Origin of the sequence: Methylobacter svalbardensis, assembly GCF_037671525.1 — a bacterium.
Taxonomy (GTDB): domain Bacteria; phylum Pseudomonadota; class Gammaproteobacteria; order Methylococcales; family Methylomonadaceae; genus Methylobacter_A; species Methylobacter_A svalbardensis.
This window is the reverse complement of sequence record NZ_JAWPOH010000026.1, coordinates 38,815-51,362: the sequence shown is the minus strand read 5'-3', so window position 1 is coordinate 51,362 and position 12,548 is coordinate 38,815. Positions and strand designations below refer to the sequence as shown.

The 12,548-nt window shown below is 45.7% G+C and carries 8 protein-coding genes and 1 pseudogene; all 9 read right to left on the bottom strand.

The window, feature by feature from the left end:
• Positions 1 to 158: 158 nt before the first annotated feature.
• A complete protein-coding gene (locus RW114_RS11630; protein ID WP_340122920.1) occupies positions 159 to 1,958 on the bottom strand; it encodes a restriction system-associated AAA family ATPase in 1,800 nt (599 codons plus the stop codon).
• Positions 1,955 to 4,129 carry a restriction endonuclease subunit S gene (locus RW114_RS11625; protein WP_340122919.1) on the bottom strand — a complete coding sequence of 725 codons (2,175 nt, stop codon included), beginning with the start codon at positions 4,127 to 4,129 and terminating at the stop codon, positions 1,955 to 1,957. The genes RW114_RS11630 and RW114_RS11625 overlap by 4 nt, the downstream gene beginning before the upstream one ends.
• The gene (locus RW114_RS11620; protein WP_340122918.1) at positions 4,126 to 5,811 is read right to left on the bottom strand and encodes a type I restriction-modification system subunit M; all 1,686 of its coding nucleotides are present in this window, start codon (positions 5,809 to 5,811) and stop codon (positions 4,126 to 4,128) included. Before RW114_RS11620 ends, RW114_RS11625 begins: the two co-directional genes overlap by 4 nt.
• A 100-nt stretch (positions 5,812 to 5,911) precedes the next feature.
• A pseudogene (locus RW114_RS11615) lies at positions 5,912 to 6,181 on the bottom strand (type II toxin-antitoxin system RelE/ParE family toxin); the annotation flags it as partial.
• A 32-nt stretch (positions 6,182 to 6,213) separates the two neighbouring features.
• Complete coding sequence (locus tag RW114_RS11610) at positions 6,214 to 6,444, bottom strand: addiction module protein (protein WP_340122917.1); 231 nt, start codon at positions 6,442 to 6,444, stop codon at positions 6,214 to 6,216.
• A gap of 154 nt (positions 6,445 to 6,598) precedes the next feature.
• Positions 6,599 to 9,415: a type I restriction endonuclease subunit R gene (locus RW114_RS11605; RefSeq protein WP_340122916.1), complete on the bottom strand. Its 2,817-nt coding sequence runs from the start codon at positions 9,413 to 9,415 to the stop codon at positions 6,599 to 6,601.
• Between the two features lie 24 nt (positions 9,416 to 9,439).
• Positions 9,440 to 9,955, bottom strand: coding sequence for a TlpA family protein disulfide reductase (locus RW114_RS11600; RefSeq protein ID WP_340122915.1), 516 nt, complete (start codon positions 9,953 to 9,955; stop codon positions 9,440 to 9,442).
• Positions 9,952 to 12,165, bottom strand: coding sequence for a protein-disulfide reductase DsbD (gene dsbD / locus RW114_RS11595; protein ID WP_340122914.1), 2,214 nt, complete (start codon positions 12,163 to 12,165; stop codon positions 9,952 to 9,954). The genes RW114_RS11600 and dsbD overlap by 4 nt, the downstream gene beginning before the upstream one ends.
• Entirely contained in the window at positions 12,147 to 12,473 is a 327-nt protein-coding gene (gene cutA, locus RW114_RS11590; protein ID WP_340122913.1) for a divalent-cation tolerance protein CutA, read from the bottom strand. The genes dsbD and cutA overlap by 19 nt, the downstream gene beginning before the upstream one ends.
• Positions 12,474 to 12,548: the final 75 nt, after the last annotated feature.

The following is a 12,548-nucleotide window of genomic DNA, read 5'->3' as shown; positions in this document are numbered from 1 at the left end:
CTTTCAAGACGTATATGCAAGATGCCAGTAAAGTTTTGTGTGTCATGAAGAAAATGCGTGAAGATTTCGCAATCCCTGCGTGAATTTTACTGTAGTGGCTTGGAAATTATTTACCTGAGAAACTATAGAATGCGGCACATAGGTATAGGGAAATAACATTAGTCTTCAGTCCCTTTTGTGTCAGCCATGCTGTCCAGAATGGTTTTTATAAAAAGCACCTTTTCAACTGAATCACCTAGTTGCTGGTTGATCTCATCAATCAAGGCATGTTTGTCATGATCCGTATCTGAATACCTGCCTTGTTCAAAGCGGTTTTTTAACTTCTCCATTTCTTGCTGCGCAAAGCCGCCAATGGTTTCCTTTTTGCCAAAAGTGCTCAAGGTGATCTTGTTAATGGAAGCACCGAGCGTATTGTAGTCTGGGCGCTTAACATCAACGACACTGTCCTCTTTTGAGAACACCAGCACTTGTTCCGGCTTGCTATCGGAAATCAAAAACGGCGTATGGGTGGTAATCAGCATTTCGCGTTGAACGTTCTTTTCATCCAATTTGGAATCCATAGACTTAAAACAATCACGCAATCGGGAAATGAACTTGGAGCGCCAATCGGGGTTAAAGTGGGTTTCCGGCTCGTCCAACAGAAATAGGCTGTTGGAATTTTTAAACAGCAAGCAAAGACCCAGGCTATGTAAAAATTGATGCTCGCCGTCGGAAAGGTCTTTCAGCATGACGGCATTGGGCACATCGGTCTTGTTAAACTTCACAAATTTAAAGCGCATAATGCGTTCATCGGAAGGCAAGGTGGGGATGGTTTCATTCGCATATAAGCTATTAGATCTGTAGAGGTCTTTTTTTAAGCTGTCGCTTACGGAATACAAGTTTAGCGTCAGTAAAATACGAAATGACTGAAACAAATCAATCGCCGAGGCAAAGTTGTCTTTAAAGGCTTCCCTGGTCGCATCATTAACCAAATAGTCCAAATACAGGCAGCCAGTTTCGTCATCTTGAAAATAACTGGTTGCACAGCGTCGCAAACGGTTAATAACCGGCTCAAAAATGAGCGCTGAATTTGGTTCTGGTTCTGGTTCTGATTCAAACTTTTCCAGTATGGGTAAAAAGTAGCTTTTGACTTCTGTGTCAGTTTCCTCAACTATCAAAAAACCTTCTGGATATAGCTTGGCTTGCTCGGCAGAAATCTCAATGCGTTTTTTCAGAATAATACGAAATTCCTGTAAGTCTCCTATACCTACATCCTGCTTAAATGGCGCAAGTGTTTCATCATCTTCAAACAACAAATTACACAACAAAATAGCCTGACTAAAAGCATTATCCAGATAGATTTGCCTGGATTCCGGCCTGCCTGCATAGGGCAAATCCTGCTTAAGCGTATCCAGATATTCATCCAGTTGGATAAAACGCATTTTAAAAAACGGCAGGCTAAGAATTTCGTTCTCACCTGAGGAATAACCCAACACAAACTCCGGTAACATTTCCACTGCATCGAGTCGTGATAACGGCATTTCTTCGCCAAACGCTGGGTTATTGAGCCATAATAGTTGAGCACCGCTATCAGGGGTTTTAACGATCTTTATATGTGCCGTCAAATCTGCCCCGCCTTCCTGTAGCCTGTCAGGGGTAGGAATCAAATACTCTAGTTCAAAGGCGTTCGGTTGTGCATATTCTTCACTAAAGCCATGGGGATTAGTATCTTCGTCAAAAGCAAAGATCTCTGGGCGGTAAGTTAGATACTGACATTCAAGGTGATAAAAAATCGCTGCCAGCACTTCTAGCACATTGGATTTGCCGCTGCCATTAGGGCCTGCCAGAATGTAAGGTGAAAACTCCCTATCGGTGACATCGGTACTTTCGGAACGATCCCAATCGCGCAAAAAATACAGCTCAAAGCCTTCTTGCAAGCTACGAAAAGGCTCGTTGAGTTTCAGCCGTAACAGTTTCATTCCTCTGATCCATTTTCAACTAAAGAAAACAGTAGGATTTTTTGTTTTTCGTCGAAAACTTGCATCACTAGATTTTCTGCCAATAAGTCGAAGAGGATGGTCTTGATTGTTTCATATCCCATGAAGTCGACCGTTTCCAACTCGTTAAGCTGCTGCATCAAAGTATCGAATGATATTGGTTTAACCTCATTGGACAGAATGTCTATGACATCTTCTTGATGAAAGGACTGCTCGTTGTACTCTTCCAAATACATGGCCAGTGGATCGTGGGCTAGTTTTTGCCAAGAGGAGAAATCCGGAATGGAACTGTGTAGCCGATTGGCAGCTTCTAAGTGTTGAGTGTATATGCTAGATGTACTTGCTCGCTCCACAGCGTTACGCATATCTCCAAAAGGATCAGTTATTTTTCTGAGTGCTTCGCTGTATTGATCAGATAATCCATTGTCAAACTTTGGGATAGCTGTTGTATGACCAAGAGCCGATTCCATTTTTTTGGCAATAGAATTAATCCGATCGTAATTTAATGATTCGAACTTTGCCATGGTTGAACGCATAGACTCAAAAGGTGCGGTAGCGTGTTTCAACGCATCGTTATGTTGTTCAAGCCAGCCCATATCAATCTTGGGTATAGCGGAAGCCATGTTACGAGCTATTTCGACACTGTTGGAGATAGAATCAAATTGACTGAGATTTAATGGCTTCATGACCGATTCGATCTGCTCCATGGCCGAAGTAATAGTCGACATATTCTTTAGTTGTTCAAGAGGAGAACGGTAGGCGGCAAGTTGAGCCGCTGCTTGTTTTACTGATTCGAGTTGTGCCAGATCGAATAATGAAACACGCGCTGCTCTCTCAATAGCTTTAAGGCTAGTTGCACTTTGATTAAACGCATTTAGGGTTGTCAGAGTAGCGCTGATGTTCTCGGGTACAACGACTTCATTTATATCATTTTCGAGGTCTGCGAATATTTTGTGGTTCAATGGAATACGAGTTAAATCCAGTTCCCCTTTAAAGGCTTTTTGGCTGAGTGTGCCGTAGAGGTTTTCCAGTTCGGTCAGGTTTTGCTGGTAGTGGTTTTTTAGGGATTCTACTTTTTCGACGATGGCTGCGAATTGATTTTGGGATTCGATTGGCGGTAAAAACAGCGGAAAGTTTTTCAGCTGAGTTGAATTGATCGACGCAATCCCCGTAGTTTGCTTCGCAGCCTTGAGAAAATAAGTCTTCCCGTAAACTGATCCTGCTAGTGCGCTCAGGAAGTAAGGATTTAACAATTTTGTGTTTGTTATCCGTACTCGAAAAATGTGATTTTGATGAATGCAATTTTTAATCTCTTCTTCCCAAACTGAACCTCTTCCCAGCTTGTCGGGGTCGCCACCCTCGGTAAGAAGAATGTCACCTTTTTTTAGCAAGTAGCGCTTAAATTCACTTTCAGAGACAAAAATTGTCTTAATCTCATTCAAATTCAGATGTCCATCTTGGACATTTGCAACCCTCATATAAGGAGCTTCAACCATCTCTTCGTCTTTATATTTTTTCCCTTTTGTTGCTCCAGATACTATCTCAGTAAGATCACTCAGTTTGTGAGGTGTCCATTTTTTGTAATCAGCATGGAGAATGCCAAACATTTCCAAAAACGTACTTTTCAGAAAGTCATCCAGCAGACGCCGGTTGTCTTTGCGAGTGACAATGAGCATCTCGACGCGACTGAGCAGGGTGGCGATGCGGGCTTGGTCAGTGAGGTTGTCTGGTAACGGAATTTTAATTATTGCCAAAGATTTTGAGTTTAACGTTTTGCCCATTGCGGCTTGATTTGAACCAACAAGTCTCGCCGCTTTTAAGGCATAAAATAAATAATCAGATGATAATTTATTTTTGTCTTTAACTATCAGAGCCGCAATAGCCTCATTGGTATAGAGATCGCGACTAGCAAAAGCCATCTTGCCAATGCTCAACTTAAAGCTGAACAATAAAGTTCCTTTTGGAATTAATCTACAGCGGGCATTTTCAACGGCTGTTTGTGTGATTTCTTCTTTTGTGTATTTTAGGTATTTTTCCTTTAAATCTGCGATGCACACCCAAGGATGGCCTTTTCCCCAATATTCAGAGGTGTTTCTTGCTGGAGTGCTTCCCATGATAATCTCGCAGAGATCACCTAGGTTTTCCTTTTTCATCCCACCATCCCCTTCAATTCCAACAGCTCTTTAACAATCCCACCCTGAATCTTGCCTAGCGCCTGCATATCTAAATTCTCACCGATCTCACTAGCAAGTAATTTCTGCAAAATCATCTCCGACTTTTCATAGTGAATTTCTTCAAACACATCTTCCTTGTACCGGCTTAAGCTGAGATCGTAGTTTTCATCGACGATTTCCTGTCGTGGCACGCTAAAGAATTTCTGCGTGCGATCCGAGGCTTGCTCAGGCTTGCGGCTGTGGTATTTCGCCACAATGTCCTGTAAATCACCAAAGCCTTCCAGCTTGTTGCGTTTGTCATCCAGTGTATAGCCATCGTTATTCATATCATAAAACCAGACCTGTTGTGTGGCAGGCTCATCGACCTTATCTTGCTTATCGTAGGCTTTGGTGAATAACAAAATGGCGGTGCTGACTCCAGCATAGGGTTTAAAGACGCCGCTGGGCAGCGTAATCACGGCTTTTAAATCGCAGCGATCCACCAGGATTTTACGCGCTTCTACAAACGCTTTGCCGGAACCGAACAATACCCCCTGCGGAATAATCACTCCGGCAGTGCCGCCTTTTTTTAGCAGGCGGTAGATGTTTTCGATAAACAGCAGCTCTGTTTTGGTGGTACCAAGGTTTAAGTCTTCGTTGATGTCGCCTTTGTCGATACTGCCAGTAAAGGGCGGATTGGCCATGATGATGTCGTAGTGATTGGCTTCGTCAAAGCTTTTGCTGAGCGTGTCTTTGTAATCGATATGCGGCTCGTCGATGCCGTGCATCATCAGGTTCATTAGCCCTAAGCGCACCATGGTGCTGTCGATGTCATAACCCCATAAACTTTCGTTGAGAATGCGTTTGGCATTTTCGGTCAGACTGGCACTGACCGAGGTACGCTTGAATCCGTCTTCGTCGGTTTGCAGCTGTGCCGCGCTGCTATCGTTATTTTTGGCGGCTTTAACCGCTAACTGGGTGACGATGTATTGATAAGCGCCCAGCAGGAAACCGCCGGAGCCACAGGCTGGATCAGCTATACGGTGACCCAGTTGCGGTTGCACCAGTTCGGCAATGAGTTTGATGATATGGCGTGGCGTGCGGAACTGGCCGTTTTTACCGGCGGAGGCAATTTCAGACAACAGGTATTCGTAAACATCGCCCTGTATATCCTGAAACGCCTGGCCTTTCTCTTGTGAGTCATTTTCCATCTCGCCATACATTTCGTCGATGGTTTTAACCGCTTCCACCAATAACATGGGTTTGGGGATAACGAACACCGCGTTTTTCATGTGATGAGTAAAGCTGGATTCCTTTCCGTTCAAATCTTTTAAGAAAGGGAAGACTTTTGTTTGCACATGGGTAAGCATGGGTTCTGCTGACATGCGTTTGAATTCGCTCCAGCGCAAGGAGTTTTTATCAACGGCAAACGGTTTTTGATCTTCTGCTGCTTTGTCACGATGCTCAGGCGGAATCCAGGTTCCGGCAAAACGCGAGGTGAATTTATCACCAGTAAATTCGGCGTCGGCCTGTTGTTTTAAATCCAGATCATCCAGACGTTTCATAAACAGCAAATAGGTAATTTGCTCGATGGCGGTCAGCGGATTGGAAATGCCGCCACTCCAGAATTTGTTCCAGAGTTGGTCGATTTTGCTTTTGAGGGCGGGGTTGTTTTGTAGCATTAGGTTTCCTGATGGATGATGCGTTATCTAATCGATAACTTGCCAGTAGTCGCTTTATAAATGGTCACGGTGACGGTGTGCATTCAGGTAATTTTGGGGGTCATTGTTTATTTTCTTCACCCCGACTCATCCAATAATCGGGCTTTCTATTAAGTTGAGCCACAGCAAGAATCAGGGCTTTATCTGATAAAGGTTGATAAATAATGCCGAACGGAAAGCGACGTGTTAAGCATCGCCGCGTGTTAACGGATAACAAACTCCATGCGTCTGGAAATTCAATGATTCTTTGAATCGCATCGTAAACCTCTTTGGCAAAGGCTTTACCTAGGCCTTTCTTACAGTCTTCGTAGTAGTCTATCGCTCGATTTAGCTCTCGTCTGGCTTACGGATGAAAAACATATTTCATGGCTCAAGCCGTTGCCAAATTTGCGCAAATACTTGTTCTCCATCTTCGGGAATAACGTCGCCTGTTTGGATAGCTTGCAATCTTTTTTCAGCTTCTTGTTGCCATAGTGCATCAATATTACTTTGAGATGGGTTCAAGCTGCTCAGCAATTTGTCGATAAGCTGTATTTTTAATTCTATCGGCAAGGTTTCTGCGATAGAGACGAGTTCGGCGGTATCAACTAACATAATGTACCTCTATTGTGGGTTATTGTTTTCAGTTATTTAATCGTAGTAAAGGATTATGGTACAGGGTATGAAAGCCTCCCAATAAACCGTTAAAGCTTGCTTGGTTTTTGATTATACTCCAGTTCTTTTTGGGTAGTTTTACGGTCGCGCTTACTCATGCGGCAAATCTTTCGGTAAGCTTTAAAATGTCGTTGATTTCGCTGGGGCTAAATACGCCGCGTATACCATGAGGATGGATCACGGTAAACGGTGCTTGAATCAGGTCGCGTTTTTCGACTTTTTCACGTTCGATTATAAAGTTTTTTAACAGATGTAAAAACTCCAGCTGACGGCTGTTAAGGTAAGTATGTTCGGCTATAAACTGATCGAAGGTTTTGCTGACGGTATCAGGAAAGCTGATGAGTATTTCGATGCCGAGTATATGCCGGATAAACTGGATAAATCGCGCCTTACGGTTTTTGTAGACGTTGCGCAGTAAGTCTTCGGTGATATGCGGATGTTTTTCGTTGAGTAGCTTGGCTAACATTTCCGCTTCAAAATCTGATATGTCAGCGCCCTCTTTTATCTTCTGGAGTATCGGGTTGTTGTTGGTGAGTTCTGTTATTAATTCCTCGACCATTTCCCGGTAGCGGGTGATGCTGACTGCTTCATTTTGCGGACCGAACTCCACCCTTTCTTTGTTGTGCAGGATATCAGTGAGGTCGAGTTTAACCGGGCCTGCACCGGGATTTTGCAGCTCGCGGAATTTCAGCAGTGGGGCGAGTTTTTCCGCCAGTTCGTCCAGCGCGACATCGGTGCAGTTTGACCAATAATAATTTTGCTGGGCGCTTTTAATCAGGTTTTCTTCGCGTGCCACCATAGGCACTGTTAAAGGCAGCTCGCTGATTTGTTCAACTAAGCCATCTTTTAACGTTTCAAATTGGTCTTTTTCTTCGTTTGACCAAGTTTCTTTGCTTAATAAGACCAGTGAGATTTCCAGTACATCTTTGCTAAAGCGCATGGCCTTAAAATCAGCCTGCGATATTGTTCTAAAAAGAGGTTTGATTTCAACGTGCAGAAATTCTATTTTCTGCGCGTTGAGTTTGCTCCAGTAGTTATCGTCGGCAATCTGATTCAGTGCTGTAGCTGCTTCGATGATGACTACGGAGTTTTTTGGGAGTTCTTGAATTTGCAGGCGCAGGATGGCGCTTTCTTTGACGGCGATGTCCTTACAACCTAACTCCAGCGCTTTTTCTATTTTATCCAGTCGAATACCCACCAGACGCACCGGCAAAGGCAGTTGCGGCTTGAGTTCTTTGCCTTTGGGTTGCAGCTTGAAGTATTCGAAGTTGTCCCAACAGTCGAGAATCAGAAAAACATCTTTTTCGATACACCAGGGTTTAATTTTTTTAGGTTCGAGTAAACGCGTGCCGCGACCGATCATCTGCCAGAATTTGGTGTAGGAATAAATCGGTTTGGCAAAAACGAGGTTGACGATTTCACGCACGTCGATACCTGTGTCGAGCATATCCACGCTGATAGCGATGCGTGGCATGTCATTATTGGTGAACTGGTCGAGTAGTCCACCTTTACCATAAACCCTTGGATCATCGGAGACTAATACCTTGGCAAGTTCACCGTGATAATGAGGATAGAGTTTGTCGAAAATTTCTTCGATACGGCGAGCATGAGCTATGGAGGCACAGAAGAAGATAGTTTTACCAGGCAGTACACCATTGCTATCTTTAATGGATTCCTCCATAAATTCTTTAACGATAAGGGTGTTGGTGCCTTTGTTGATGACCTGTTTTTCTAGCTGGGTGCCTTCGAAGTTGATTTCTTCGACATCTTTACCTTCAAGGATAAGTTTTTTCTGATCCTCCAAACTAATGGTGCGCTTGCTGATGCCTTCCATTTGGAATTTGGTTTGAATTTTCATCACCTGAAAATTGCATAGATACGGCGGATGGTTATTAACCGCTTCCTCGTAGGTGTAGGCAAAGGTGGGCAGGCCATCTTCGCAGGTAAACAATTTGAAAGTGTTATGGTCTAACACGTCCGTCGGTGTGGCTGTCAGTCCCAGATTAATGGCTTTGAAATAATCGAGAATTTCGCCGTAAGTGTTGTAGATGGAACGGTGACTTTCATCAATGACAATCAAATCGAAAAAATGCGGCGATAAGCTGCCGGATTCGTCGCGAATAATGTTGAGCATGGTTGGGTAGGTAGAGATGTAGATTCGTCTATCTTTGGCAATCAGCTTTTCTCCTACCTTGGGCCAGCGCGGTTCGTTGGGCAGATATTCTTTAAATGCGGCTAATCCTTGTTCGCGCAGGGGGATACGGTCGACTAAAAACAATACCCGCTCGACATGACTAGCACGCATCAGCACATCGACCAATGCAATGCAGGTACGGGTTTTACCTGTGCCGGTAGCCATAACTAAGAGAAAATCACGCTGCTTGCGCTCAATCGCTTCAAGCACGGCGCGAATAGCGCGGATTTGATAATCGCGCCCTGCGATTTCGGTGTTGATGAGTTCTTCTGTAAGGGATTTTTTATTTCGCCGAATGTAGCTAAAACGCTGTAGATCATCAAGGGTGGGGAAGCCAACGATCTTGCGAGGCGGGCCATTTTCCAGATCCCAGAAATATATTTCCAAGCCATTTGTGTAAAAGCAGAAAGGTAGTTCTCCACCTTTGTCTTTTTGCATGTTGTAGCAGTATTGCTTGGCTTGTTCACGGCCTAAGGCTGCGTCTTTACAGGTTTTTTTTGCTTCTACCACTGCAAGAGGCTTGGCATCTTTACCAAGCAGCACATAGTCGCTGAATTGGTGGCCTTGGTAAGGTGTTTGCGGTTCAGATATATCCGGAGGCAAACCTACATTTATATCGAATTCCAGTATGACTTGCGTCGGATCGTTGACCTTCCAGCCAGCGGACTCAAGCGCTTTGTCGATGATGTTTTTTCTGGTTTGCTGTTCCGTGCTCATTTTTTAACTTTAAACCGGTGATGTTTAGTTTAACAACGGCGTAATAATTTTCGTTATTTGCTCTCTGGAAAACTCCCCCGGATGTCGGTGTATGATTTGCCCTTGCCGGTTAACAATAAGGGTATAGGGAACCGCATCAACACTATTGCCCAGCTGATGAGCCAGGGTTATGCCATTGTCGCCGCCCAATAGCATCGGGTAATTGATTTTGGTTGTGGCGAGATACTCGGCAACCGGTTCTTTGTCCTCCAAAGCAATGCCGACAAATTGCAGGCCTTGATCCGCATATTGCTGTTGCAAGGCGACAAAGTCGGGAATTTCTTTTCGGCAAGGCGGACACCAGGTCGCCCAGAAGTTGATCACCAAGACCTTGCCCCGCCATTCGGAAATAGTGTGCCGATGGCCGGACAAATCGGGTAGGTTGAATTCGGGTAAAGCGCTAGGGCTGATTTTTTCAGCGGGCGGAAAAAAATGCCGTGTGGTCATGCCAACACCCAGCGCAATAAGCGCGGCAATAATAATCAGGGCTGTTTGTTTCATGATTTGGCGCGTTGCAGTGATTTAATAAAGGTTTCTGCATCCTGATAACCGATGACCCGGTTGGCGGTTTTTTCCTGATGATCCAAACCGAAAAACAAAATGGCCGGTGGCCCGATCAAACTGAATTTTTCCAGCAGGGCTTTATCATTATCCGAATTTTTAGTGACATCCGCTTGCAGCAGTACATAGCCTTTGAGCGCCTGCTTTACACGCGGGTCGGCAAAGGTATACGTTTCCATTTCCTTGCACGAGATGCACCAGTCGGCGTAAAAATCCAGCATCACCGGTTGATGGTTGGCCGCAGCCTGCTTGATCCGGTTTTCCAGCGCGGCTATCGAGGCGACTCGTTCAAAAACAATGCCCGGTTCTGCGGCTTGTGCAGTGCTTAAGCCGAGTCCTTGCAGCGGCTTTAATGGGTTGCTGTTGCCCAGGCTGAAGCCGATCAACAATAACAGGCCGTAAGCCAGCATCATCAGCCCTAAGCCTTTCCACAGTTTGCGCCAGCCGGAACTGTTTTCGGGCAGCGGATCGACGGCGCTGAGGTAAATGGCCGGAAATATCAACAGTATCGCCCACAGCATCATAATCACCTCGCCCGGCAAAATCCGGCTAAGCATCCACACCGCGACCGCCAGCATGATCACGCCGAATACCGCCTTGGTGGAGTTGAGCCAGTTTCCGGCCTTGGGTAACAGTTTGCCGGCGGATGCGCCCAGCAACAGCAAGGGTACACCCATGCCTAAGCCTAAGAAAAATAAGGCGCTGCCGCCTAACACCGCATTGCCGGTCTGACCGATATAAATCAGCGCACCGGCCAACGGCGCGGCGACGCAGGGACCGACGATCAGCGAGGACAGTGCGCCCATGATGGCTGCGCCCAACAATGAACCGTCACGGTGTATTTCGCTGGAATTATGCAGTTTGGCCTGTAATGATTTGGGCAGTTCCAGATGATAAAAGCCGAACATGGACAGGGACAGCAATACAAAAACGGCGCTGAACAGGCCGATAATCCAGGGTTGTTGAAAAGTGGTTTGCAGGTTGCTGCCGAACAACGCGGCGAGTATGCCGAACACCGTGTAGGTCAGCGCCGAGGCAAGCACATAACTGAGGGACAGTAAAAAGGCTCGCCCCGTCGTAATCCGGTTGCCGTGACCGACGATAATGCCCGATAAGATCGGAATCATTGGAAAAATACACGGGGTCAGCGATAGCAACAAACCGAAGCCGAAAAAGCTGAGCAAGGTTATCGGCAAGCTGTCCTTGTGTAAGGATTGTACGATTTGATCCTGTTCGGAAAGCTCCTGTTCCGCAGGTTGTTGAGCTGAGGGTTGTAGCGCAACGGGTAAGGCCAAGTCGATGTTTTTACTCATCGGCGGATAGCAAACGCCGCGGTCGGCGCAACCCTGATATTTTGCCTGTAGGGTAAGGGTTTGCGCCGATGTGCCGGAACGGATAAGCGGCAGGTCGAAGCCGAGTTCGTTGTGGAAGGTTTCGACCAGACCGAAGGCTTCATCCTGTTTGGGCGCGCCTCGGGGGATGTCGTAATTGCCCAGTTTTACGCCGTCGGCGTTGATCAATTCAAACTGGATTTTTTCCCGATACAGGTAATAGCCGTCGGCAATTTGCCAGTTAACATGCAGGGTGTGTTCGTCTTTGGCCGTTGCAAAAAACTCGAAAGCCTGGTCTGGTGGCAGTAAGTCATCTTCAAACAAATTAAGATTTATGTTTGGAGAACCTTTTAGCAGCTGCTTAATAGGATCGGCTTTGGCAACCGATGTGGGCAGCTTCAGATCGAACGTGGTTTTCTGTGGTGGATAGCAAATGCCCCGATCGGCGCAGCCTTGATATTGCACCATCAGTTGCAGCGAAGACGCGCCGTTTTCGACGGTTAAGGCAACCGGGATGTTCAGGGCATTGCGGTAAATAACGACATCGCCAAAGTTTTCGTCATGGTGAGTCTGTCCAGCCGGAAAATCGGGCTCGCCCAAGCGGATTTGCTGGGTTTTGGACTCAAAACGCATCTTGTTGCGGTAAAGATAATAGCCTTCGGCGATGTCCCAGGAAATTTCAATGCGATCGGCTGCAAGCGCTTTGGCAGAAACCTTGAAGGCCTGGTCGGGCGGCAGGAATTCGTCGGCGCCTAAGGCAAAGGCGGATTGGCTGACAATTGACAGTAAGCAGAGAAAAATTATTTTAAAGAATGGCATGAATCTATCCAATGCAGATATTCGGGTAATCCGTGTTCAATAGGCACGGCAATTATTTCAGGTAGATCGTAAGGGTGATGATTGCGCAAAGCGGTTTCAATAGCCGGATAGTGGTCTTTATGCGTCTTAATCAGCAGCAGATGTTCCTGGGCGGATTCGATTTTCCCCTCCCATTTATATAGGGAGGTAATGCCGGGCAAGATGTTAACGCAGGCGGCAATATTACCTTCAACCAGCAGTCGGGCTATTTTTTCTGCCGTGTCTTTTTCCGGGCAAGTGCAGAAGATTATTAGATGGTTAGCAGGCATATTACAAGTCATTAAAAACGGGTGCGTCAGATATTATCCTAGAAATTAACCGAAATTGCCCTTATATTGTAACGA

Excerpts from the sequence above, each read along its gene's own strand:
- dsbD (WP_340122914.1), bottom strand. The coding sequence starts at position 12,165 with ATGCCATTCTTTAAAATAATTTTTCTCTGCTTACTGTCAATTGTCAGC.
- RW114_RS11600 (WP_340122915.1), bottom strand. The coding sequence starts at position 9,955 with ATGAAACAAACAGCCCTGATTATTATTGCCGCGCTTATTGCGCTGGGT.
- RW114_RS11620 (WP_340122918.1), bottom strand. The coding sequence starts at position 5,811 with ATGCTACAAAACAACCCCGCCCTCAAAAGCAAAATCGACCAACTCTGG.
- RW114_RS11625 (WP_340122919.1), bottom strand. The coding sequence starts at position 4,129 with ATGAAAAAGGAAAACCTAGGTGATCTCTGCGAGATTATCATGGGAAGC.
- RW114_RS11610 (WP_340122917.1), bottom strand. The coding sequence starts at position 6,444 with ATGTTAGTTGATACCGCCGAACTCGTCTCTATCGCAGAAACCTTGCCG.
- cutA (WP_340122913.1), bottom strand. The coding sequence starts at position 12,473 with ATGCCTGCTAACCATCTAATAATCTTCTGCACTTGCCCGGAAAAAGAC.
- RW114_RS11630 (WP_340122920.1), bottom strand. The coding sequence starts at position 1,958 with ATGAAACTGTTACGGCTGAAACTCAACGAGCCTTTTCGTAGCTTGCAA.
- RW114_RS11605 (WP_340122916.1), bottom strand. The coding sequence starts at position 9,415 with ATGAGCACGGAACAGCAAACCAGAAAAAACATCATCGACAAAGCGCTT.